This is a genomic window from Pseudoduganella flava (assembly GCF_007830495.1).
GTDB classification, from domain to species: domain Bacteria; phylum Pseudomonadota; class Gammaproteobacteria; order Burkholderiales; family Burkholderiaceae_D; genus Rugamonas; species Rugamonas flava.
On the sequence record NZ_VLKW01000009.1, the window covers coordinates 16,456 to 38,763 of the forward strand.

Genomic DNA, 22,308 nt, shown 5'->3' on the forward strand with positions numbered 1-22,308 from the left:
CCGTGCTGCCGTCCTACCATGAACGCAACGTTCAGGAGGACATCATGCACACCATCGACACCATCTACATCAACGGGCAATTCGTCACGTCGCACGGCAGCGAGGTGATGACGCTGCAGGACCCGGTCACCGGGGCGGACGCGACGCACGTGCGCCTCGCCGACGAAACGGATGCCCGCGCCGCCATCGCGGCCGCCGTTGCGGCGTATGACCGGCACCGGGCCGGCACGCGCGAGCAGCGCATGGCATGGTTGCAGCGGCTGCACGACGCGGTGCTGGCGCACGAGCGCGAGCTGGTCGACACGATGGTGGCCGAATACGGCGGCCCCGTCGCCACAAGCACGGGCACGGTGCGCCGCGCCGCCAACGCATTCGCATCCGCCCGGCGCATCCTTGGCAGCTATGCGTTCGAGCGCCGGATCGGCATCGCCAACGTCGTGATGGAGCCGCTGGGCGTCGTCGGCCTGATCACGCCGTGGAATGCGAACTACAGCTTCATCTGCAACAAGCTGGCGATGGCGCTGGCCGCCGGCAGCACGGGCGTGATCAAGCCCGCCGAACTCTCCGCCGCGCAGACGGCGCTGCTGACGCGGGTGCTGCACGAGGCGGACCTGCCACCGGGCCTGTTCAACATCGTCACCGGCCGCGGCGACACCGTCGGTGCGGAAATCACGCGGCACCCGGACATCGCGAAGATCTCGTTTACCGGCTCGACCGCGGTGGGCAAGACGATCGCGCGTGGCGCCGTCGACACGATGAAGCGCGTCACGCTGGAGCTGGGCGGCAAGTCGCCGACCTTGCTGCTGGACGACGCCGACTTCGCCAAGGCGATCCCGCTGGCGATCGGCGCGGCGACGATGAACAGCGGGCAGGCATGCCTCGCGGGCACGCGCCTGCTGGTGCCGGCCGCGCGCCTGGAGGAGGCCCAGCGGATGGCGGCGCAGGCGATGGGGGCATTGCACGTGGGCGACCCGCGCGATCCGGCCACCCGTATCGGCCCGCTCGTGAACCAGCGCCAGTTCGAGCGCGTGCAGGGCTACATCCGCAAGGGGATCGAGGAGGGCGCCACGCTGCTGGCGGGCGGGGAGGGACGGCCGGACGGCTTGCAGCAGGGCTGGTTCGTGCGGCCCACCGTGTTCGGCAATGTGCGCAACGACATGACGATCGCCCGCGAGGAAATCTTCGGCCCGGTGCTGTGCGTGATCCCGTACCGCGACGAGGATGAGGCCATCGCGATCGCCAACGATACTCCCTACGGCCTGCACGCCTACGTGTTCTCGGGCGACCTGGCGCGCGCCAACCGGGTGGCCCGGCGCGTCATCGCCGGGCGCGTGTTCATCAATGGGTTGTATGATGAACCCGAAGCGCCGTTCGGCGGTTTCAGGCAATCGGGCCTGGGCCGCGAGTTCGGCATCCACGGCTTCGAACAGTACCTGGAACCGAAGGCATTGATGGGCCATGAACAAGCTCTCTGATCTTCCGGCCGCGCTGGCGGCCTTGCGCGCCGCCGCGCTGCGCCATTTCGATGGCGTGCCGCTGACGCAGCGCGACGTGCGCACGGCCATCCCGTGGCTGTCGTTCATCCGCCTGGCCGCCCCCACGCCCACGCAGTGCGCGATGCTGGAACCTTCGATGTGCCTGCTGCTGCAGGGCGAGAAGCGCACGCTGGTGGGGCAGGAAGTGCTGGCGTACGGCCCGGGCAGCTATGTGCTGTCCGGCGTCGAGCTGCCGGTGGCGGGGCAGGTGACGGCCGCCACGGCCGCCGCACCGTACCTGGGCATCCGCGTCGGCCTGGATACGAAGGAACTGGCCGCGTTCCTGCTGGAGATGCGCCCGCCGGTGCCGCCCGCAGCCGAGGGACGCAGCGCCGTCTACGTGGAGCAGGCGGACGACGCGCTGCTCGATGTGTTCGGGCGCCTGCTGCGATTGCTGGAGAGCCCGCGCGACGTGCCCGTGCTGGCGCGCATCCTGAAGCAGGAGCTGACCTATCGCCTGCTGACGGCGCCCTCCGGCGGCGTGCTGGCGCAGACGGTGCTGGGCGGGACCGACGAGCAGCCGGTCGGGCGGGCGATCCGCTGGATCCGCGAGCATTACGACGAGCCGCTGTCGATCGATGCGCTGGCCCGCGAGGTGCGGCTGTCGACGTCCGTGCTGCACCGGCGCTTCAAGCAGGTGACGGTGATGAGCCCCCTGCAGTACCAGAAGCAGGTGCGGTTGCTGGAGGCGCGCAAGCTGCTGCTGACGAGCGGGCTGGAGGCCGCCACGGTGGCGTATCGCGTGGGCTACGAAAGCCCGTCGCAGTTCTCGCGCGAGTACCGCCGGCAGTTCGGTGCGCCGCCGCTGCGCGATGCGGCGCTGCTGCGGGACCAGATGCCGGAGGTGTAAGCGTACGGCCGGCATGAAAAAACGGCGCGCTCCTTGCGGAACGCGCCGTGCAGTCGTTGGCGGTGAGCGCTTACGCCGGTTCGGCCGCCGGCACGTCCTCGCGCGGCGGCAGCGCGATCTGGTTGTCGGTGCTGAACTGGTAGTCGCGGAACACGTGTTCGGCGGACAGCAGCTGGTACTCGCCGTTGGCCAGCTTGTGCGTCGTGTCCTTCAGGCGGTAGGTGTAATGGCCGCAGGTCCAGCAATTGAAGTTGCGCATGTGCGTGCACAGGCACGTCTTGTCCATCACCTTGATACCCTTGTCGCTGCCGCCGTTCGCGACCACTTCGCGGTTGTACGAGTTGATGTAGGAGCAGTTGCCGGTAGCGTCCAGCAGATAGCCGTACGATTCGCAGCCGGGGCGGGTATTGGTGCCGATCGCCGGAGTGTTGCGCAGCATGCGCATCGGGTAGCCCGTCGGCGAGATGCCGTTGACGATCACGTCCTCTTCGGATGCTTTCGCGTATTCCTGCTTCACCTTGTCCGGCAGCCCGCATTCCTTCGTGATCGTGAAGCGCGTGGCGACCTGCACGCCGGCCGCGCCCATCTCGAGGAACGAGACGGCATCGCTGCCCGTGAAGATGCCGCCGGCGGCGATGACGGGAATATCGAGCTGTTCCTGCTTCAGGTAGGCCAGGATTTCGGCGACGATCGTGTGCAGGTCGTAGTCCTGCCAGTCGTCCAGGCCGAAGCCCAGGTGGCCGCCGGCCAACGGGCCTTCGACGATCACGTAGTCGGGCAGGCGGTCCAGCTTCGCGTTCTTGCGCAGGAAGATCTGCAGCGCGCGCACCGAGGAGACGATGATGCCCAGCTTCGCGTCGCGGAAGCGCGGGTGGTCGGCCATCAGGCCGAACGAGTTGAAGTGCAGGCCGGCGGACAGCGTGATGCCGTCGATGCCCGCGTCCAGCGCCGCGTTCAGGCGCACGCGCAGCGTTTCGCGCGGGCCGTTCATCGTCAGCTTCTCCATGCAGTTCACGAAGATGAGGCCCGGGCCCTTCTTCTGCTCCATGGTCTTGCCGATGTGCAGGCGCTGCGCTTCGGCCAGGCGGTTCAGGTCGAACTGCACCACCGCCTTGTCCATGTTATTGATGTTGAACTTGTAGAGCTTCGTCTTGTCCTTGACGAAGGTGGTGTCGAAGCGGCGGTCGGAAACGTCTTCCACCATCGCGTCGGAAATGTGGCCAATACCGCCCAGGCGCGCCGCTTCCAGCGCGAGCTCGGAGGTGGAGATGTCCACCCCCATGCCGCCGATCATGATGGGCACGTACTCTTTGTCGCCGAACCGCAGGCGGAAATCATCAACACGTTTCATTGCTATCCTCTGGACTACCGGCGCCGCGGGCTCAGTCGCGGAAGTTGTTGAATTCGAGCGGCGTATCGGCCACTTCCTTGCGCAGCAGCGCCATCGCGGCCTGCAGGTCGTCGCGCTTGGCGCCTTGCACGCGCACGGAGTCGCCCTGGATGCTGGCCTGCACCTTCATCTTGCTTTCCTTGATGATCTTGGTGATCTTCTTGGCCGTCTCGGTCTCGATGCCGTTCTTCACCTTGATCACCTGCTTGACCTTGTCGCCGCCGATCTTCTCGATCTTGCCTTCGTCCAGGAAGCGTACATCCACCTTGCGCTTGGCCAGCTTGTTGGTCAACACGTCCTTCACTTGGCTCAGCTGGAACTCGGAGTCGGCGAACGCGGTCAGCTCATGTTCCTTCTGCTCGACGCGCGCATCGCTGCCCTTGAAGTCGAAGCGCGTGGAGATCTCCTTGTTGGACTGGTCGACGGCGTTGCGCACCTCGATCATGTCAGCTTCGGATACGACGTCAAACGATGGCATGATTGTTCCTTTCGAAATTCCTGTTGCTCGCGGTGGCCCCGCGAAAGATGCGACATTTTAACGGACAACGAGGCGAACGCTCGGTCGTTTTTGTTCCTTTCACTCTATAATCGAGCAAAATACTCAGCCTGCCATGCATTCCGATCTAGTCATTTCGCACGATTTTTCCCTGCGCACCCTGAACACCTTCGGGATCGACGCGCGGGCCCGCCACTATGCCCGCATCACCGCGCCCGCCCAGCTGGCGGCCGTGCTGGCCGATCCCCCCCTGGCCGCGCTGCCCCGGCTCGTGCTGGGCGGCGGCAGCAACCTGCTGCTGACGGGCGACTTCGACGGCCTCGTGCTGCACATGGCCACCAGCGGCCGCGAGATCCTGCCGGGCGGCGGGGAGCATGTGCTGGTGCGCGCCCAGGCGGGCGAGAACTGGCATGCCTTCGTCGAATGGACGCTGGCGCAGGGCCTCGGCGGGCTGGAAAACCTGGCGCTGATCCCCGGCACCGTCGGCGCCGCGCCGATCCAGAATATCGGCGCCTATGGCCTGGAAACGAAAGACGTGTTCCACAGCCTGACGGCGTTCGACCCCGCTTCCGGCGAGATGGTGACGATGCGGGCCGCCGACTGCCGCTTCGGCTATCGCGACAGCGTGTTCAAGCAGCACCCGGAGCGGGGCCTGATCATCGTCGACGTGACGTTCGCGCTGCCGCGCGCGTGGCGGCCGAACCTGCGCTACGCCGAACTTGCCAACGAGTTGGCCAATGAGCTGGCCAGCGGGTTGACAAATACCGTGGCGGGGCAGGGCGCCGCCGTGCCCACGGCACGCCAGGTGGCCGATGCAGTCATCGCGATCCGCCGGCGCAAGCTGCCCGACCCGCAGGTCATCGGCAATGCGGGCAGCTTCTTCAAGAATCCCGTCGTCAGCGCGGCGCAATGCGCCGCTCTGCTGGAGCGCTATCCGGCGCTGGTCCATCACCGCCAGGAAGACGGCAGCGAGAAGTTGGCCGCCGGCTGGCTGATCGACCAGTGCGGCTGGAAAGGTAAAAGCCTCGGGGCGGCCGGCGTCTACCCGAAGCAGGCGCTGGTCCTCGTCAACCAGGGCGGCGCCACGGGCGCGGACGTGCAGCGCCTCGCCCGGGCTATCCAGGCGGACGTGCAGGAACGCTTCGGCGTGCTGCTGGAACCGGAACCGGTCTTCGTCTGATTGGGCCAGCCTGGGTCAGGCCAGCTGCGCGGCGCTGACGGAGCGGTTGCGGCCCTGTTCCTTCGCGGCGTACAGCGCGCGGTCGGCCCCTTCGAGCAAGTCGGCCGGGCTGATGCCCGGCGCGGGAATCAGCGTGGCCACGCCGACGGACATCGTGACGAAGCCGTGCGACGCCTGCGGGTTCTCCAGCCTCAGCTCCGCCAGGCTGCGCACGCACTCCTCGGCCACGACGCGGGCGCCGGCCGCTTCCGTATCCGGCAGCACGATCGCGAATTCCTCGCCACCGTAGCGGGCGGCCAGGTCGGCCGGGCGCTTCAGGCAGGCCGTCAGCACGGCGGCCGCCTTCTTCAGGCACAGGTCGCCGGCCAGGTGGCCGAACGTGTCGTTGTACATCTTGAAGCAGTCGATGTCGCCCAGCAGCAGCGACAACGGGCGGCGTTCGCGCTGGCCGCGCTGCCATTCGTGCTGCACGGCCTCGTCGAAGCGGCGGCGGTTGGCGATGCCCGTCAGGCTGTCCAACGCGGCCAGCTTCTGCAGCTCGATGTTCGCGATCGCCAGGTTCTTCTGACTTTCGCGCAGGAAATGGAACGCTTCGTCGCGCTGCAGCAGGCTGATGCACGCGTTGGAGTGGTAGCGCACGCGCGCCAGCAGTTCCACGCGGTCCGGCAGTTTGACCAGGTAGTCGTTCGCGCCCACCGCGAAGCCGTGCGCTTTCGACGTGGGCTCTTCCTTGGAGGACAGCACGATGACGGGCACGTGCGCCAGCGATGCCTGGGCGCGGTAGCGGCGGATCAGCTCGAAGCCGTCCCAGCCAGGCATCACGAGGTCCTGCAGGATCACCGTGGGTTGCATGCGCAGGGCGATGTCGACCGCCTGGGCCGGGTCGGTCACGAAATGGAACTCGATGTCGGGCTGGTCCGCGAGCATGCGGCGCACCGCCTCGACAACCATCAGCTGGTCGTCGACGAGCAGGACACGCACTTTGAAGGCAGTGAGGGCGATTTCCGGTGCGGTGCCGGCCTGGGACATCGGGCTTTCCTATGGTTGGAGGGTCTGTCGGCACTGGCGGCGGTCAGGACCTGCCACCAGTGGTGCTGCGCAGGAAGGGGCCGATCTTCTCGAGCGGCAGGATGAGCTGCGCCGCGTCGAGCTCCGCCGCTGCGCGCGGCATGCCGTACACGGCGCTCGACGCCTGGTCCTGCGCCACCGTCGTCTTGCCGGCGCGCCGCAGGGCCAGCAGCCCCTCGGCGCCGTCCCGGCCCATGCCGGTCAGCAGGACGCCGATCGCCTCTTCGCGCCAGTGCTGCGCCACGCAGCGGAAGAAAACGTCGACGGATGGCCGGTACGCGTAATCCCTCGGCACCGCATCGTAACCCAAGTGGTGTGTTTCATCCAGTACCAGGTGGTCGTTGCTCTTTGCAATCATCACGGTGCCGCCCATCAGCTCGTCGCCGTCCTCGATGGGACGCACCGGCATCGTCACCTGGTCGCTCAGCCATTTGGCGAAGTGGTCGGCGAAGTTCGCGTCGATGTGCTGCACGACGACGATCGCGCAATGCGGTGGCGCGCGCCAGCCGGCCAGGATGTTGGAGACGGCCAGCGGCCCTCCCGTCGAGGCGCCGATCGCGACCAGCGTGCGCACCCCCGTCGCAGAGCGCTCTTCGGTCGGGCCGAACGTGCGCGGCTGCATCGCCTGCGAGCCGCCGCTGTGGCGGATCAACTTGTCCAGCGTGCGCAGCTTGGCCAGCAGCTGGGCACCGCCCTCGTTGTGGCCGGGCATCAGCATCGGCGTGGCCGTCACGTCCAGCGCGCCGGCGCCGAGCGCGCGGAACACCTGGTTGACGCTGTCCTGCGGCCGGCCGGTGACGATCAGGATCGCGCACGGCGACTCGGCCATGATGCGGCGGGTCGCCTCGACGCCGTCCAGCTCGGGCATGTTCAGGTCCATCAGCACCAGGTCCGGCCGGTTCTCCGCGCACATGCGCACGGCTTCGAGCCCGGTGCGCGCGATCCACACCACCTGGTGCAGCTTGGTGGCGGCAATCACCCGGCGCAGCGCTTCCGCCGCCATCGCGACGTCGTTGGCGATGCCGATCTTCATTTGGCGGCGTCCCCGATCAGGTCCCGGACGGCGTCGAGCAACGTCTCGTCGTGGAAGCTGCCCTTCGTCAGGTAGTAGTCGGCACCGGCTGCAAGGCCGCGGGCCCGGTCTTCCGGGCGGTCCTTGTACGAGACGATCATCACGGGCAGCGTATGCAAGTGCAGGTCCTTCTTGATCAGGTTGACGAGTTCGATGCCGTCCAGGCGCGGCATGTCGACGTCGGTGACGACCAGGTCGTATTCGCCCGAGCGCACCGCGTTCCAGCCGTCCATGCCGTCGACGGCCACATCGACCTCGAAGCCGCGGCCCGTCAACAGCTTTCTTTCCATCTCGCGTACCGTCAGCGAGTCGTCGACGACGAGGATGCGCTTCATTCTACGCCGTGCCCCGCCATCGGGGCGCGCCAGTTGCTGCAGGCCGCCTTCGGCCAGTAGTTTGTCGATCGACATCAACAGGTCCGGCACGTCCAGGATCAGCACCGGTTCGCCATCGTTCAGGAGCGCGGCGGCGGCCACGTCGCGCAGCTTGCCGAACACCGGTTCGAGGCTGTGCACCGCCAGACTGTGCTCGCCGCGGATCGCGTCCACCACCAGCCCATAATGGCCGACGACGATCACCGGCAGCACGTCCTGCCGGGGCATCTCGCCCAGTTCCAGCACCTGCGCCGCCGGCACCAGCCCCACGTGCTGGCCATCGAGTTCGAAGAACTGCTTGTTCTCCAGCGTGTGGACGGCGGCCTGGGGAACTTTCAGTACCCGCTCCACCTTGACGATCGGGACCGCATACGCTTCGCCGCCCACGTCGACGACGAGGGCGCGCACGATCGACTGCGTCAGCGGCAGCGTGATCAGCGTATGGAAGCCGCTGCCCGGCTCGGACTCCAGCCGCACGGTGCCGTTCTGCTCGCGGATCGCGTCGTGCACGATGTCGAGCCCCACGCCGCGGCCGGAAACCTGCGTGACCTCGCCCTTCAGGCTGAACGCGGGCAGGAACAGGAACTGCATCAGTTCCGCGTGCGACATCGCGTCCGCCATCGCCTGCGTGGCCATGCGCCGCGCGACGACGGCGGCGCGGATGCGCTCCGGATCGACGCCGGTGCCGTCGTCGCGGATGTCGATGTTCAGCATGCCGCCGCGGTGGCGCGCCTCCAGCACGATCGTGCCGCAGCGCGGCTTGCCGGCCTGCTCGCGTGCCGCCGGCGCCTCGATGCCGTGGTCGACCGAGTTGCGCAGCATGTGGTTCAGCGGGCTTTCGATGCGGGCCAGGATGTCGCGGTCGACCAGCGTCTCCTCGCCGCGGATCTCCAGCCGGGCCTCCTTGCCGAGACTGCGCGCGAGGTCGCGCACCATGCGGGGGAAGTGGTGCACGCCGTCGCGGAACGGCCGCATCCGCAGTGCCAGCACCTCGTCCACCAGGCTTTGCGCCACGTTCAGCTGGCGCAGTTCGTACTGCTCCATGTCGGCGATGTGGGGCGGCGTGAACTGGCGCAGCGGCTGGCTGCGTTGCAGCACATTGGCCGCCTTCTCGCGCAGCATCGGATCGCCGCTGCGGCCGATCGCCTCATGCAGGTCGTCCAGCGCATCGAACAACGCCGCCTGCTGGCGCTTGTGGCGCTGCAGCGCCTGGATCAGCGGCTGCATCTGGTGCGCACCGACGCGGGCTTCACCGGCCAGCGACAGCAGGCGGTCCGATTGCGGCGTGGCCCGGGCGGCGCGCGGCGCACCGTCCGCCGGCGCCGTTTCCGGCACGTGCGCGACGGCAGCCGCGGCCGGGACAGGGTCGGGTACCGCCGCGGTCACCGGTGCCGCAGCGGGGGAGAGCGCGGGCGCGGGTGCTGGAGAGGGTGCTGGAGAGGGTGCAGGGGCGGCCGGTTCGGGCAGGTAGGCGATCGCGCGGATGGTTTCCATCGTCAACGCGATTGTGTCGGCGTTGGCGCCCAGCCAGCCCTGCAGCTCGCTCTCCTTCAGGTTGGCGCACTGCACGATCAGGTCGACCCCGGCCAGCAGCACGTCGACGCGGTTCGGCGTCAGGCGCAGCAGGCCGTGCTGGGCGGCGATGAATGCATCCTCCATGCCATGCGCCAGCTGCACGATCAGGTCCAGCCCGACGATCGCGGCGGCGCCCTTGATCGAATGGGCGGCCCGCATCATCGCCTCCAGCGCGGCCGGGTCCTCGTGCCGCTCGACGGCCAGCAGGCCATCCGTCAGCGCCTGCGTCTGGCCCTCGGCCTCCATGCGGAACAGCTCCAGCATCGAGAACTGCGACAGGTCTTCCGGCTCGCTCATCGCAGCGCCCTCGCCAGCTGGTGGCCGACCAGGCCGGCGTCCAGCAGGCCGATCCGCATATCGTGCTCCGTCACGACGCCTGACAGGAAGCGCTGCACGCCCTTGTTGATCGTCGCGGCGGGCGGTTGCACGCGGGCCGGGGCATAGCGCACGATGCCGTGCAGGTCCGCCACCGGCAGCGCGTAGGCGCGCTCTTCCCAGCGCACCAGCAGCAGCCGGGCGAACGTGTGACGGCCCACCCGCTCGCTGCCGCCGTCGACGTCGATGCCCAGCAGGTCGGCCAGCGCGATGCAGGGATGCAGCTGGCCGCCGATGTTGACGATGCCGCGCAGGCCGCGGGACCCGCGGTGCGGCACGCGGTGGGGCAGCACGTGGGGGGCGACGCGCACCAGCATCCCCGTCGGCAGGGCCAGCCATTCGGCGCCGATGCGAAACGCCACCGCCGAGGCGCCAGCCTGCTCGGCCGCGCTTTCCGGCGCGCGGAAATGCTCGGCCCATTCGCGCAGGTAGGCGTCGTCGACCTCGCGGCCCAGGTTGCGCTGCGCGGCGGTGCCGTAATGGCCGCAGTTGCGGCAGTGGACGTGCTCGGTGAGCAGCTCGCAGCTGCCGTCGCCGGTAACACCGATCCGGCTCCAGCAGCCGTCGGCAGGTGTGCTTTGATTCATGATCGGGCCCTATCGGAATGACGCCGGCGCCAGACGCGCGCCGCGCGCGCCTGCAGGCTCGCCTGCCCGCCGGCATCGCCGCGCCGCCCGGCCAGCAGCGCCAGGTGACACAGCGCATCGTAATGATCCGGCGCCAGGTAGATGCAGCGGCGCAGCGCCGTCTCGGCCTGGTCCGGCGCGCCGTCGCCGGCCAGCAGCCCAAGCAGGAACCACGCCTCGGCATTCTCCGGCTGCCGCGCCAGCAGGTCGCGGCAGATCGCCTGCGCCTCCGTAGGCCGGCCGCCGTCGGCAAGGCGGCGCGCGTCGTCCAGCGTGCCGGCGGGGGCCGGCGCTGCCACCGGGGCTGCCATCGGTGCCACGGCCGGGGCGGCGGCAGGCACGCTTGCCGATGGCACGGCGCGCGGCCGCGGCGCGGCAGCGGGTGGCGGCGGTGCCGGGGAGGGCGGAGGCGGCGGTGCGGGCCGCGCCGCCGCGACGCGGCGCCGCACCGCTGGCGCCACGTCGCCGACGGGCAGCGGCAGGCCGTCGTACGGCCCATCCGGCGGCGCACCGGCCTTGCGCAGCGCGAACGCCTGGCGGTAGGGCAGGGCCGTGAAACCGTTGCGGGTGAAGGCCGGCACTTCGGCGTAACCGGCCAGCAGCACACCGTCGTCGGCCAGCAGCGTGGCCAGCCGGGCGATCGCGGCGGCCGTCGTCGGCCCGTCGAAATAGATCAGCAGGTTGCGGCAGAAGATGACGTCGAAGCTGCCTGGTGGTGCCAGCTCGCTGGTCAGCAGATTGCCCTGGCGGAAGCGCACGCGCCGGCACAGGGCGGGATCGATCCGGTACAGGTCGTCGCCGGCGGGCGTGAAGTGGCGCTCGCGGAACGACAGGTCCTTGCCGCGAAAAGCATTGCGGCCGTACAGGCCTTCCTCGGCCCGCGCGATGCAGGCAGTGGACAGGTCGACGCCGTCGATCGCGAACGCGGCGGGCGGCACCCCCGCATCGGCGAGCGCCATCGCCAGCGAATATGGTTCCTCGCCGCCGGCACATGGCACGGACAGCATGCGCAGCAACTGGCGCCCGCCCCGTGCCAGGCGGCGCTGCGCGTACGTAGCCGCCACGGCGAACGCCTGCGGATCGCGGAACAGCCACGATTCGGGCACGACGACCAGTTCGACGAGGGCAGCCAGTTCGGCGGCATCGAGCGCCGCCGTGTATCGTTCGCGATCCGCGTTGCCGGTGGCCGCCATGCGCGCACGCACGGCGCGCTCGACGGCTTCGTGCGACAGGTTCAGCCCCGTCGCCGCGCGCAGCCGTGCCAGCGCGTTCATCGCGCTTGCCTCTCCGGCTGGAACAGGATCGCGCGCAGCGCGTCGGGCAGCATGCGGTCGGGCTCGACGAGCTGCACGATGCCTTGCGCATCGCCCGCCACGCGGTCGAGGAACGGCGCGGCCAGCACGCCGGCCGGTGCCAGCACCGCATCGTCGACGTGCTGCACGCCCTGCACCCGTTCGACCATCAGGCCGAGCGGGTGCAGGGTGCCATCGGGCGCCGTGTAATCGGCCAGCACAATGCGGGTATCGACGTGCCGCGCCGCCGGCGCTCCGCCGCCGAGGCGGGCCACGTCGATCACGGGGATGCCGGTGCCGTGCAGGTTCATCAGGCCGGCCACCGCATCGGGCGCCCCCGGTATCGCCTTCAGCGCCATCAGCGGCAGCACGCGCCGGATCACGGCCAGCGGCAGGCCATAGCGGTCGGCCCCGATATGAAAGACCAAGAGCCTCATCGCCCGCTCACACCCCGGTTACACGTTGACCGCGAACGTGGCGACCGACGATTGCAGGTCGCTGGCGGCGTACTGCAGCTGGTGCACGGCTTCGCTGGTGGCCTTCAGCGACTCGACGGTCTGCTGCGTCGCGTCGTTCAGCTGCATCATCGTCTCGGTGATCTGCTGGGCGCCGACGGCCTGCGACTGCATGCCCTGCAGTACCGCGTCGAACTGCGGCGCCAGCTTGCGCACCTGGTCCATCATGCCGGACAGCTGGTCCGTCACGGCACGCACCTCGCCGACGCTGCGGCGGATCTCTTCCGAGAATTTGTCCATGCCCATCACGCTGGCCGATACGGCCGACTGCATCTCCTTGAGCATCTGCTCGATGTCCCAGGTGGAGACCGACGTCTGGTCGGCCAGCCGGCGGATCTCGGTGGCCACGACGGAGAAGCCGCGGCCCGCCTCGCCGGCCTTCTCGGCCTCGATCGCCGCGTTCAGCGACAGGATGTTGGTCTGGTCGGCCACCTTGGTGATCGTCGTCAGCACGCTGTTGATGTTCGACGCCTTTTCCGACAGCGCCGCCAGCTTGGCGTTGATCGAATCGGTCGCCGACACCATGTTCTGCATCGTCGCATCCATGCGGCGCAGGTTGTCCTGCGCCTCGGCGGTGGCCGCCGTCGTGTAGTCGGCCACCGCGGTGGCGTCCTCCATCGTCTTCAACAGCTGCGTCGCGTTGGACGAGATTTCCTTGGTTGTCGACAGCACCTCGACACTGGTCTGCGCCTGCTCGACGCCGGTCGCTTCCTGCTGCTTGGCCGAGGCGGCGATCTCGGTGGCCGACGTGGTCACCTGGATGCCTGCCTTCTGCACATTGTTGAGCAGGATGCGCAGGTTGTCGAACATGCGGGCCAGGCCGTGGCCCAGCTGGCCGATCGCGTCGTTGCCGCCCACTTCGACTTTCCCCGTCAGGTCGCCGGACGCCGCCCGCGTGACGACGGTCAGCAGCGAGTCGACCTTCGAGCGCAGCTCGTCCGTGCTGGCCCGTTCGCGCTGCTGGTTGTCCTGGATGGCCTGTGCCATCCGGTTGAATTCGTCGCCGACGCGGCCCAGTTCGTCGCCGGTGCTCACTTCCACGCGGGCATTCTGGTCGCCGCCGGCGATGCGGCCGACGACGCTGGTGAGATTCGTCAGCGGCGCCATGATCGCGCGCGTCAGCACGTAGACGATCACGATGCTGAGCAGCGCGCACGCGGCGCCGCCGCCGAGGAAGATCAGCGTCATGTCGCGCCGCAGCTCGGCCGCGGTCTCCGAGCGCTGCGCCAGCAGCGTTTCCTCTTCCTTGCGCGCATCCTCCAGCAGCTTGTGCACGGCCGTGACCGCGGGGCTGGCCTGCTGAAATTGCGGCATCTTGCCGATCTCGTCGGCGGCGCCCGGCGTATTGCCGAGCTGCTGGCGGCGCGCCGTCTGCGGTTCGACGACGTCGCGGATCCAGGCCAGGATCATGGCTTCGAGGCGTTTCACGCGCGCCGTCTGCGACGGATTGTCGGCCACGAGCCGCTGCAGCGCGGTCACGGACGCCGGCAGGTCGGTGACCTCCTGGCGCACGTTGGCAAGGCGGGCCTCGCTGCCGGTCAGGTAATAGCCGCGTGCCTCGATCTGGACTTCCATGATGGACAGCGAGAGCCCGTCGATCGCGTGCAGCACCTGCATCGTGTGGCGGTCCCACTCGTTGGCTATGCGCAGTTGCGTGAAGTTGTTGTAGGCCAGCACCAGCAGGATCAGGATGATCGCGAGGATGCCGCCGAAGCCGGCATACAGCTTGTTCTTGATGGAGAGGTTATTGATCATCGGGGCTTCGCCTCAGAAGAGTTCGCGTCGTGCGCAATGTAACATTTTCCGCCCAAGCGGCGTGCACGGCGCGCGGATAAAGAAAGGGCTGCCCGAGGGCAGCCCTGCCGTGCGCCGCGTCGGGGCGGTTTATTGGCCGCGCTTCAGCCGGGCGTTCGCGGCGATGCGCATGCGCAGCGCGTTCAGCTTGATGAAGCCGCCGGCGTCGGCCTGGTTGTAGGCGCCGCCGTCCTCGTCGAACGTGGCGATCGTCTGGTCGAACAGCGAATCGGTCTTCGAATCGCGCGCGACAACGATCACGTTGCCCTTGTACAGCTTGACGCGCACCCAGCCGTTCACGGTCTGCTGCGTGTGGTCGATCAGCGTCTGCAGCGCCACGCGCTCCGGCGCCCACCAGTAGCCGTTATAGATCAGCGAAGCGTAGCGCGGCATCAGGTCGTCCTTCAGGTGCGCCACTTCGCGGTCCAGGGTGATCGATTCGATCGCGCGGTGGGCCTTCAGCATGATGGTGCCGCCCGGCGTTTCATAGCAGCCGCGCGACTTCATGCCGACATAGCGGTTCTCGACGAGGTCGAGGCGGCCGATGCCGTGCTTGCCGCCCAGGCGGTTCAGCTCCGTCAGGACCTCGGCGGCGCTCATGCGCTTGCCGTTCAGCGCGACGATGTCGCCCTTTTCGTATTCGATGTCCAGGTATTCGGCTTCGTTCGGCGCCTGTTCGGGCGACACCGTCCAGCGCCACATCGATTCCTCGGCTTCCGCGCTGGGGTTTTCCAGGTGGCGGCCTTCGAACGAGATGTGCAGCAGGTTGGCGTCCATCGAATACGGCGCGCCGCCGTTCTTGTGCTTCATGTCGATGGCGATGCCGGCGTCTTCCGCGTACTTCAGCAGTTTTTCGCGCGACAGCAGGTCCCACTCGCGCCACGGCGCGATCACCTTCACGCCCGGCTTCAGCGCATATGCGCCCAGCTCGAAGCGCACCTGGTCGTTGCCCTTGCCGGTGGCGCCGTGCGAGATCGCGTCGGCACCGGTCTGGTTGGCGATCTCGATCAGGCGCTTGGCGATCAGCGGACGGGCGATCGACGTACCCAGCAGGTACTCGCCTTCGTACACGGTGTTCGCGCGGAACATCGGGAACACGAAGTCGCGCACGAATTCCTCGCGCACGTCGTCGATGAAGATGTTTTCCGGCTTGATGCCGAACTTCAGCGCCTTGGCGCGCGCCGGCTCCAGTTCCTCGCCCTGGCCCAGGTCGGCCGTGAACGTGACGATCTCGCAGTGGTAGTTATCCTGCAGCCACTTCAGGATCACGGAGGTGTCCAGACCGCCCGAGTAGGCGAGGACGACTTTTTTGATGTCGCTCATTTCAAGATTTCCAATTTGATTCAAACAGGGTCGTGGCAGACGGCTTCGATGTTGTGCCCGTCCGGGTCCAGCACGAAGGCGCCGTAATAGTTGGGGTGGTAGTGCGGCCGCAGGCCCGGTGCGCCGTTGTCGCGCGCGCCGGCCGCCAGCGCGGCTGCATGGAACGCGTCCACCTGCGCGCGGTTCGCGGCACGGAAGCACACGTGCACGGTGCCGCTGGAGGCCTGGCCGGGGCGGGCGCTGGACACCCAGAAGTCGGGCTTCGGGGCCTGCCCGAAGCCGGCCGTGTGGAACGCGCCCGTGATCTCCGGGCCCAGTTCCATCAGTTTCGTGTAACCGATCGGCGCCAGCGCTTTCTCGTAGAACGCGCGGCTGTTCGGATAATCGGTAGCGACGATGCCGAGGTGGTCGATCACGAAAAGTCTCCTTAGCTTTGCTGGTCGAGGCGGCCCAGCAGCAGGTATTCGATCAGCGCCTTCTGCACGTGCAGGCGGTTTTCCGCCTCGTCCCAGACGACCGACTGCGGGCCGTCGATGACGTCGGCGGCGACTTCCTCGCCGCGGTGCGCGGGCAGGCAGTGCATGAACAGCGCATCCGGCGCGGCGCGGGCCATCTTCGCGCTGTCGACGATCCAGCCGTCGAACGCCTTCAGGCGCGCCGCGTTTTCCTCTTCATAGCCCATGCTGGTCCACACGTCGGTGTTGACGAGGTGGGCGCCGGCGCAGGCATCGGACGGGTTGTCGAAGAAGGTGTAGCGGTCCGTCGACACGAGCGACATGTCCATGTCGTAGCCCTTCGGCGTCGACACGTTCAGGTGGAAGCCGAACACCTCGGCCGCTTGCAGCCACGAGTACAGCATGTTGTTGGCATCGCCGATCCACGCCACCGTCTTGCCGGTGATCGGGCCACGGTGCTCGTAGTACGTGAAGATGTCGGCGAACACCTGGCAGGGGTGGTGCTCGTTCGTCAGCCCGTTGATGACGGGGACGCGCGAGTTTGCCGCGAAGCGTTCGATGATGTCCTGGCCGAACGTGCGCACCATGATGATGTCGCACATGCGGGACATCACCTGGCCCGCATCCTCGACGGGCTCGCCGCGGCCCAGCTGCGAATCGCGCGTGTTCAGGTAGATTGCGGCGCCACCCAGCTGGTGCATGCCGGCTTCGAACGACAGGCGCGTGCGCGTGGAGTTCTTCTCGAACACCATCACCAGCGTGCGATCGATCAGCGGATGGTAGATCTCGTAGTTCTTGAACTTGCGCTTGATGACGTGCGCCCGCTCGATCACATATTCGTATTCTTCAAGGGTGAAGTCGGAAAACTGGAGATAGTGCTTGATCGGTTTTTGTGTAGACATATTCGCAACGATTTTGCGGCAACCTGTGCCGGGGCTGTCGGATGTAGCCAGCTTGGCAAATCATTATAAGGGCTTTTCCGCGCACCTAGTAAATCGACGACTGCCCGTCGGGGTCGTGGCTCGGGGCGACCAGCGGCAGTTCCAGCGTGAACGCGGTGCCGGCCGGGCTGCTGGCGACGGCGATCTGGCCGCCCAGCAGGCCAGTGACGATGTTGTAACTGATCGATAGCCCCAAGCCGCTGCCGCCCTGGCCAAGCTTCGTCGTGAAGAATGGATCGAAGATACGCGACAGGTGCTGCGGCGCGATGCCGCAGCCGTCGTCGCTGAAGACGACGGTCACCTTGCCGTCCGGCCCCGCGCCGGCGCGCAGGTGCATGGTGCCGGCGCCGTCGCCGGGTCGGTCGCCGCGTCCGTCGAACGCATGCAGCAGTGCGTTGTTGATCAGGTTCGTGACCACCTGGCCGAACGGGCCCGGATAGCTGTCCATCTCGATCGTGTCCGGCACGTCGAACGCGATCCGGTGGCCGGAGGCACGGATGCGGTTCATCATCGTCGCGACGATTTCATGCGTGACCTGCTGCAGCCGGAAGCGGCGCCGCTGCTCCGTCGTGCGGTCGACGGCCACCTGCTTGAAGCTGGCCACCAGGTCGGCGGCGCTGTGCAGCCCGCGCATCACCAGCTCGGAAGCCTTGCGCGCGTCGGCGACGTAGGCGGTCAGCTCGGAGCGGCGCAGGCCCCGTCCGTTCAGCGTCTCCTCCAGCTCGACCGTCTTCTGTTCCAGCGTGCTGGCGATCAGGAGGCTGTTGCCGATCGGGGTATTGAGTTCGTGGGCGACGCCGGCCATCAGCGCGCCCAGCGCGGCGAGCTTTTCCTGCGACACCAGCTGCGACTGCGCCTCCTGCAGCTGGTTGTAGGCTTGCGCATTGTCGAGCGCGATCGCGCCGTACGCGCACAGCGTGCGGAAGATCAGCCGCTCGCGTTCGCCGTACGCGCCGCTTGCTTTCGCCTGCACCGTCATCGCGCCCAGCACGCGCTCGCCCAGCAGCAGCGGCACGAACAGCGCGCTGGCGCTGTCCGGGCAGGCATCCGGCGCGCGCGGCTGGCGCGCCAGGTCGTCCACCACCACTTCGCCGCGCTCGCGCACGCAGCGCGCGCTGCCGGCGGAGCGATCATCCGCCGCCAGCGTGAACGGCGCCATCGCGGCGCCGGCCTCCACGCCGAACGCCAGCGACAGCGTATCGCCCGCGTCCTTCAGCACCACCGCGAACGCATGGGCCGGCAGCAGTGCGTGCACGTAGCGGTTCAGCACATCGTAGACGGCGGCGGCATCCAGGTGCGTCGTGATTTCCTGGCCGATCGCCGACAGGTGCTCGAGCGTGGCACTGGTCTGCTGCAGCAGGCCGGCGCGGCGCGCTTCGGCCATCGCCATCTCGCGGTGGTGGCGGCCCTCCGCACGCGCTTGCTCCGTTTGCTGGTGCACCTGCATCGCGATCGCCCGGCCGGTGGCCTCCTGGCTGTGCGTGCGTTCGCGCGACTCGCTGGCGGCGCGCGCCATCTCGTAGGCACGGCGGTAATCGGCCACGCGGGCATACTCGTCGGCCAGCGCGTCGTACAGGTCGCCCGGCACGATGTAGCCGTCGATCGTCGCGGCCACGTCGAGCGCGCGGTGCAGGTAGTGCAGCGTGGGGTTAGGCTCCGTCATACCGCCCGGGCCGGGCAGCGCGTGGCGGCTGTGGATCAGCGCCAGCACGCGCAGCCCGGCCACCTGGTTATAGACGTTGTGGTGGCCGCCGGCCAGGTCGACAGCCTGCTGCGCCAGCAGCAGCGCCTCGCCGGGGCGGTCCAGGAAGCACAGCGCGTGGGCCTGGCCGCGCCGCGCCACCATGCGAAAGTCCGCCTGGTCCAGCACATCGGCGCGCACCGCCAGGCGGCCGAACGCGGCCAGCGCGCCAGCGTAGTCGGTGCGCGCCAGGCACAGGTCGCCCGAATACTGCAATGCGATCGCGTACAGGCGGCTGTTCGCATACGGCAGCAGGATGTCGAGCGCCTCGCGCAGCAATTCGCCGGCCGCATCGAGCCGGCCCAGGCGGCGCAGCGTGTCGGCCGTGTGCAGCAGCGCGGCACCGGTGCTGCGCGGCCAGCCTTTCGGCCGTGCCATGTCGAGCGCGCGCTGCATCCATTCCAGCGCCGCGTGGTGGTCGTTCAGGTTCGAGAACTTCTCGCCGATGTTCGTCGCGGTGATGATGGCCGTGCGGATCTGGCCCGTCTGCAGCGCCGCTTCGTAGGTGCGCAGGTAGTGGCGCGCGGCGGCGCCGAAGTCGCTGGCCTGGCTGGCGGCGATGCCGAGGAAGTCGTTGATCCAGCAGTCCAGCGCCGCGCCCCGTTCGGACGACGGATCGAAATGCCCGCCCCAGCGCTCGCGCGCCGTATCGAGGTCGCGCAGCACGGCCCAGCGCGCGCTGGCCGCTTCGGCGATCGCGGTCCGTTCGCCGTCGCCGGCGGCGCGCGCCGCCTGGGCGCAGCGTTCCAGTTCGCGGTCGCGGCATGCGTGGTCGCCGCGGTCGACGGCGATCCACGCCCGCAGCCAGTGCGCGTCAGCGCAGCCGATGCCGTCGCCGGCTTCATGCAGCGCATCCGCGGCGGCGTCGGCCGCCGCCTGCGCCGCGTCGATTTCCCCCAGCAGCCAATCCACCTCGGCGCGCAGCAGGCGCAGGCGGGCGGCCGTGGCGCGCCGCTCACGGGCAGGCAGGCCGGCTTCGTCCAGCAGCGCCTGCGCCTCGTCGGCGAGCAGCACGGCGCGCGCGCTGTCGCGCTGGCGCAGATGCCACGCGAGCGGCACCAGCACCGGCAGCCTTGCCGCACCGGTCAACGGCAGCAGTGCCATCTCCCATTGCGCCACGGCGTCGTCGCTGGTGAACAGGTCCATATCAGTAAAGGGTTTGCGCCGACTCGTGCAGCAGCTGCCCGTACAGCTCGTGCCGCATCTTCGCGATGTGGCCGGCGCGCACGGCGTCCAGCACGGCGCACTGCGGTTCGGACAGGTGGCGGCAGTTGTAGAACTTGCAGCCGCCGAGATAAGGCTGGAAGTCGCGGAACGCGCGCTCCAGCATGCCCTCGGACAGGTGGTACAGGCCGAACTCCTGGAAGCCAGGAGAGTCGATCACGGATGCGTGGGCGTCCAGGTGGTACAGGCGCGTGAACGTCGTCGTGTGCTTGCCCGTGTCGAGCGCCGCGGAGATTTCGCGCGTGGCGATGTCCGCGTCCGGCACCAAGAGGTTGATCAGCGACGACTTGCCCATGCCGGACTGGCCGATCAGGATCGTCGACTGCTGCGCCAGCAGCGGCGCCAGTTCGTCCACCGTCTGCTCCGGCCGCCCCTTGGCGGACACCTCGTGCACCGGATAGCCCATCGCCGTGTACACCTTCAGGCGTTCGCGCGCCTTCTCCAGACCCTCCTCGACGTCGACCTTGTTGAGGATCAGCCGCGCGGCGATGCCGGCCGCCTCGGCGGCCACCAGCGCGCGCGACACGAGGTCGTCCGAGAAGCTCGGCTCCGTCGCGACAACGATGAACAGCTGCGTGACGTTCGCCGCCAGCAGCTTCGACTTGTACTGGTCGGAGCGGTAGAGCAGGGTCTGGCGGTCGCGGATCTTGTCGATCACGGCCTGGTCCGGCGACGTCAGCGTCAGGTCGACGACGTCGCCGACGGCCACGTTGGTCTTCTTGCCGCGCGTGACGCATTGCAGGCGGGTGCCTTGTGCGTCGGCCAGGTAGTGGCGGCCATGGGCCGCGATGATGATGCCGGTGCGTTGTTCCTTCTTCATGGGCGGCCCGCCACGCGAACCAGCACATCGGCCTTCGCCGCGCAGATGAAGTCGTTCAGCGACAGCCCCTGCACCGAGTGCGTGGCGAAGCGCGCCACGCAATTGCGGTAGCCGATCACCAGCTCGGGATGATGGTCTTCGCAATGGGCGATATAGGCCAGTGCGTTCACGAACGCCATCGTCTCGTAGTAATCGCGGAAGGTGAACGCCCGCGTCAGGCGGCCCTCGTCGATGGCCCAGCCATCGAGCAGCGCCAGCAGGCGCGTGGCCTCGGCGGGGTCGAGCTGGGTGGTCGCATGCGCGCAGTGCTGCATGCGCAGTTCGTCGGCGCTCGCGATCATACGTGGGCCATGTCCAGTTGCCGGCCCAGGTGCCGATTCAGGTGCTGCACCCGAATCGCGGCCGGCGGGTGCGAATCGTAGAACGCCGAATGCAGCGGGTCGGGCGTCAACGTCGACGCGTTATCCTCGTACATCTTGACCAGCGCGGACACCAGGTCGTGCGCGTCGGTGTGCTGGGCGGCGAACGCGTCGGCCTCGAACTCGTGCTTGCGCGAGCTGAGCGAGGCGAGGGGGCCGAACAGGAACGTGAACACGGGCAGCGCCAGCATGAACAGGATCAGCGCCAAAGCGTCGTTGTTCTGGCCGATCATCGGCGTCACGCCCAGGCCCGTGTAGAACCACACCTGGTCCTTCAGCCAGCCGAGCAGCGCGAGGAAGGCCAGCGACAGCGCGAACATCAGGCCGATGCGCTTGACGATGTGCTTCAGCTTGAAGTGGCCCAGCTCGTGCGCCAGCACGGCCTCGATTTCCTGCGGGGCGAGGCGGGACAGCAGCGTGTCGAAGAACACGATGCGCTTGGCCGCGCCGAAGCCGGAGAAATACGCGTTGCCGTGCGCGCTGCGCTTGGAACCGTCCATCACGAACAGGCCCTTCGACGCGAAGCCCACGCGGCGCATCAGCCCTTCGATGCGCGATTTCAGCGCTTCGTCCGCCAGCGGCGTGAACTTGTTGAACAGCGGCGCGATCACGGTGGGGAACAGCACCATCATCAGCAGCTGGAAGCCGCTCCACACACACCATGCGTACAGCCACCACAACGGCCCCGCTTTCGCCATCAGCGTCAGCACGATCCAAGCGAGCGGCAGGCCGAGGGCGACGGCCAGCAGCACGCCTTTGCCCATGTCCGCGACGAACAGGCCGACGCTCATCTTGTTGAAGCCGAAGCGCTCTTCGAGCACGAACTGCTTGTAGTAGTCGAACGGGATGTCGATCACGCCGGACACCACGGCGAACGCCGCAAGCAGCCCCAGTTGATACGTCATGCCGCCGCCCGTGAGCCCGAACACCTTTACCGACAGCCATTCCAGGCCGCCCAGCAACGTGAAGCCGATCAGCACGGCGGCGTTGACGAACATCGTCACGAGGCCGAGCTTCGTGCGCGCGACCGTGTAGTCGGCCGCCTTCTGGTGCGCCGCCAGGGGAATGGTCGCGGCGAATTCGGCCGGCACGGCGCCGCGATTGGCGAGCACGTGCCGGATGTGGCGCGAGGCGAGCCAGAAGCGGACAGCCAGTGTCAACGCTAAAAATGCGACAAACAAAAACGAAAACGCGTGTGAATACATTCTGTGCCTGTGAGAAAATGGCGGTTTAGTTTGGCCAA

The 22,308-nt window shown here is 68.1% G+C and carries 19 protein-coding genes; 3 read left to right on the plus strand and 16 right to left on the minus strand.

Annotated elements, in window-relative coordinates; all coding sequences use genetic code 11:
- Positions 1-44 precede the first annotated feature (44 nt).
- Both IP92_RS21065 and IP92_RS21070 read left to right on the plus strand, forming a co-directional pair.
- Positions 45-1,475, plus strand: coding sequence for an aldehyde dehydrogenase family protein (locus IP92_RS21065; protein WP_145878806.1), 1,431 nt, complete (start codon positions 45-47; stop codon positions 1,473-1,475).
- Positions 1,459-2,385: an AraC family transcriptional regulator gene (locus IP92_RS21070; RefSeq protein ID WP_145878807.1), complete on the plus strand. Its 927-nt coding sequence runs from the start codon at positions 1,459-1,461 to the stop codon at positions 2,383-2,385. The genes IP92_RS21065 and IP92_RS21070 overlap by 17 nt, the downstream gene beginning before the upstream one ends.
- Before the next feature lie 70 nt (positions 2,386-2,455).
- Here the strand turns inward: IP92_RS21070 and IP92_RS21075 are convergent, their stop codons facing one another.
- Both IP92_RS21075 and IP92_RS21080 read right to left on the minus strand, forming a co-directional pair.
- Complete coding sequence (locus tag IP92_RS21075) at positions 2,456-3,736, minus strand: nitronate monooxygenase (protein WP_145878810.1); 1,281 nt, start codon at positions 3,734-3,736, stop codon at positions 2,456-2,458.
- Positions 3,737-3,767: 31 nt separating this feature from the next.
- Entirely contained in the window at positions 3,768-4,253 is a 486-nt protein-coding gene (locus IP92_RS21080; RefSeq protein ID WP_145878812.1) for a YajQ family cyclic di-GMP-binding protein, read from the minus strand.
- A gap of 133 nt (positions 4,254-4,386) precedes the next feature.
- Between IP92_RS21080 and murB the strand changes: the two genes are divergently transcribed.
- Positions 4,387-5,451: a UDP-N-acetylmuramate dehydrogenase gene (gene murB, locus IP92_RS21085; RefSeq protein ID WP_145878813.1), complete on the plus strand. Its 1,065-nt coding sequence runs from the start codon at positions 4,387-4,389 to the stop codon at positions 5,449-5,451.
- A gap of 15 nt (positions 5,452-5,466) precedes the next feature.
- Here the strand turns inward: murB and IP92_RS21090 are convergent, their stop codons facing one another.
- The 14 genes from IP92_RS21090 to IP92_RS21155 all read right to left on the minus strand — a co-directional run bounded on the left by IP92_RS21090 (position 5,467) and on the right by IP92_RS21155 (position 22,270).
- Positions 5,467-6,480 (minus strand): diguanylate cyclase domain-containing protein, encoded by a 1,014-nt coding sequence (locus IP92_RS21090; RefSeq protein WP_145878815.1) that lies wholly within the window; start codon positions 6,478-6,480, stop codon positions 5,467-5,469.
- A gap of 43 nt (positions 6,481-6,523) precedes the next feature.
- Positions 6,524-7,552, minus strand: coding sequence for a chemotaxis-specific protein-glutamate methyltransferase CheB (cheB, locus tag IP92_RS21095; protein WP_145878817.1), 1,029 nt, complete (start codon positions 7,550-7,552; stop codon positions 6,524-6,526).
- The gene (locus IP92_RS21100; RefSeq protein ID WP_145878819.1) at positions 7,549-9,837 is read right to left on the minus strand and encodes a hybrid sensor histidine kinase/response regulator; all 2,289 of its coding nucleotides are present in this window, start codon (positions 9,835-9,837) and stop codon (positions 7,549-7,551) included. Before IP92_RS21100 ends, cheB begins: the two co-directional genes overlap by 4 nt.
- Positions 9,834-10,502: a chemotaxis protein CheW gene (locus tag IP92_RS21105; protein WP_145878821.1), complete on the minus strand. Its 669-nt coding sequence runs from the start codon at positions 10,500-10,502 to the stop codon at positions 9,834-9,836. Before IP92_RS21105 ends, IP92_RS21100 begins: the two co-directional genes overlap by 4 nt.
- The gene (locus tag IP92_RS21110; protein WP_145878823.1) at positions 10,499-11,815 is read right to left on the minus strand and encodes a CheR family methyltransferase; all 1,317 of its coding nucleotides are present in this window, start codon (positions 11,813-11,815) and stop codon (positions 10,499-10,501) included. Before IP92_RS21110 ends, IP92_RS21105 begins: the two co-directional genes overlap by 4 nt.
- Positions 11,812-12,270, minus strand: a complete 459-nt coding sequence (locus tag IP92_RS21115) for a chemotaxis protein CheW (RefSeq protein ID WP_145878825.1) — start codon at positions 12,268-12,270, stop codon at positions 11,812-11,814. The genes IP92_RS21110 and IP92_RS21115 overlap by 4 nt, the downstream gene beginning before the upstream one ends.
- A gap of 18 nt (positions 12,271-12,288) precedes the next feature.
- Positions 12,289-14,103, minus strand: a complete 1,815-nt coding sequence (locus IP92_RS21120) for a methyl-accepting chemotaxis protein (protein WP_145878827.1) — start codon at positions 14,101-14,103, stop codon at positions 12,289-12,291.
- 129 nt (positions 14,104-14,232) lie between these two features.
- Complete coding sequence (locus tag IP92_RS21125) at positions 14,233-15,465, minus strand: argininosuccinate synthase (protein ID WP_145878829.1); 1,233 nt, start codon at positions 15,463-15,465, stop codon at positions 14,233-14,235.
- Positions 15,466-15,485: 20 nt separating this feature from the next.
- Positions 15,486-15,881, minus strand: a complete 396-nt coding sequence (locus IP92_RS21130) for a VOC family protein (protein WP_145878831.1) — start codon at positions 15,879-15,881, stop codon at positions 15,486-15,488.
- An 11-nt stretch (positions 15,882-15,892) separates the two neighbouring features.
- Positions 15,893-16,822 (minus strand): ornithine carbamoyltransferase, encoded by a 930-nt coding sequence (gene argF / locus IP92_RS21135; RefSeq protein ID WP_145878833.1) that lies wholly within the window; start codon positions 16,820-16,822, stop codon positions 15,893-15,895.
- Positions 16,823-16,907: 85 nt separating this feature from the next.
- Complete coding sequence (locus IP92_RS21140; RefSeq protein WP_145878835.1) at positions 16,908-19,748, minus strand: ATP-binding protein; 2,841 nt, start codon at positions 19,746-19,748, stop codon at positions 16,908-16,910.
- Between the two features lies 1 nt (position 19,749).
- The gene (gene rsgA, locus IP92_RS21145; protein ID WP_145878837.1) at positions 19,750-20,646 is read right to left on the minus strand and encodes a ribosome small subunit-dependent GTPase A; all 897 of its coding nucleotides are present in this window, start codon (positions 20,644-20,646) and stop codon (positions 19,750-19,752) included.
- Entirely contained in the window at positions 20,643-20,987 is a 345-nt protein-coding gene (locus IP92_RS21150) for a 4a-hydroxytetrahydrobiopterin dehydratase (protein WP_145878839.1), read from the minus strand. Before IP92_RS21150 ends, rsgA begins: the two co-directional genes overlap by 4 nt.
- Positions 20,984-22,270, minus strand: a complete 1,287-nt coding sequence (locus IP92_RS21155) for a M48 family metallopeptidase (protein WP_145878841.1) — start codon at positions 22,268-22,270, stop codon at positions 20,984-20,986. Before IP92_RS21155 ends, IP92_RS21150 begins: the two co-directional genes overlap by 4 nt.
- Positions 22,271-22,308: the final 38 nt, after the last annotated feature.

What these genes read in the sequence shown, in the direction of transcription:
- rsgA (WP_145878837.1), bottom strand. Translation starts at nt 20,646, where the DNA reads ATGAAGAAGGAACAACGCACCGGCATCATCATCGCGGCCCATGGCCGC.
- IP92_RS21150 (WP_145878839.1), bottom strand. Translation starts at nt 20,987, where the DNA reads ATGATCGCGAGCGCCGACGAACTGCGCATGCAGCACTGCGCGCATGCG.
- IP92_RS21075 (WP_145878810.1), bottom strand. Translation starts at nt 3,736, where the DNA reads ATGAAACGTGTTGATGATTTCCGCCTGCGGTTCGGCGACAAAGAGTAC.
- IP92_RS21140 (WP_145878835.1), bottom strand. Translation starts at nt 19,748, where the DNA reads ATGGACCTGTTCACCAGCGACGACGCCGTGGCGCAATGGGAGATGGCA.
- IP92_RS21090 (WP_145878815.1), bottom strand. Translation starts at nt 6,480, where the DNA reads ATGTCCCAGGCCGGCACCGCACCGGAAATCGCCCTCACTGCCTTCAAA.
- IP92_RS21120 (WP_145878827.1), bottom strand. Translation starts at nt 14,103, where the DNA reads ATGATCAATAACCTCTCCATCAAGAACAAGCTGTATGCCGGCTTCGGC.
- IP92_RS21100 (WP_145878819.1), bottom strand. Translation starts at nt 9,837, where the DNA reads ATGAGCGAGCCGGAAGACCTGTCGCAGTTCTCGATGCTGGAGCTGTTC.
- IP92_RS21070 (WP_145878807.1), top strand. Translation starts at nt 1,459, where the DNA reads ATGAACAAGCTCTCTGATCTTCCGGCCGCGCTGGCGGCCTTGCGCGCC.
- IP92_RS21065 (WP_145878806.1), top strand. Translation starts at nt 45, where the DNA reads ATGCACACCATCGACACCATCTACATCAACGGGCAATTCGTCACGTCG.
- IP92_RS21155 (WP_145878841.1), bottom strand. Translation starts at nt 22,270, where the DNA reads ATGTATTCACACGCGTTTTCGTTTTTGTTTGTCGCATTTTTAGCGTTG.
- cheB (WP_145878817.1), bottom strand. Translation starts at nt 7,552, where the DNA reads ATGAAGATCGGCATCGCCAACGACGTCGCGATGGCGGCGGAAGCGCTG.
- IP92_RS21125 (WP_145878829.1), bottom strand. Translation starts at nt 15,465, where the DNA reads ATGAGCGACATCAAAAAAGTCGTCCTCGCCTACTCGGGCGGTCTGGAC.
- argF (WP_145878833.1), bottom strand. Translation starts at nt 16,822, where the DNA reads ATGTCTACACAAAAACCGATCAAGCACTATCTCCAGTTTTCCGACTTC.
- IP92_RS21115 (WP_145878825.1), bottom strand. Translation starts at nt 12,270, where the DNA reads ATGAGGCTCTTGGTCTTTCATATCGGGGCCGACCGCTATGGCCTGCCG.
- IP92_RS21080 (WP_145878812.1), bottom strand. Translation starts at nt 4,253, where the DNA reads ATGCCATCGTTTGACGTCGTATCCGAAGCTGACATGATCGAGGTGCGC.
- IP92_RS21110 (WP_145878823.1), bottom strand. Translation starts at nt 11,815, where the DNA reads ATGAACGCGCTGGCACGGCTGCGCGCGGCGACGGGGCTGAACCTGTCG.
- murB (WP_145878813.1), top strand. Translation starts at nt 4,387, where the DNA reads ATGCATTCCGATCTAGTCATTTCGCACGATTTTTCCCTGCGCACCCTG.
- IP92_RS21105 (WP_145878821.1), bottom strand. Translation starts at nt 10,502, where the DNA reads ATGAATCAAAGCACACCTGCCGACGGCTGCTGGAGCCGGATCGGTGTT.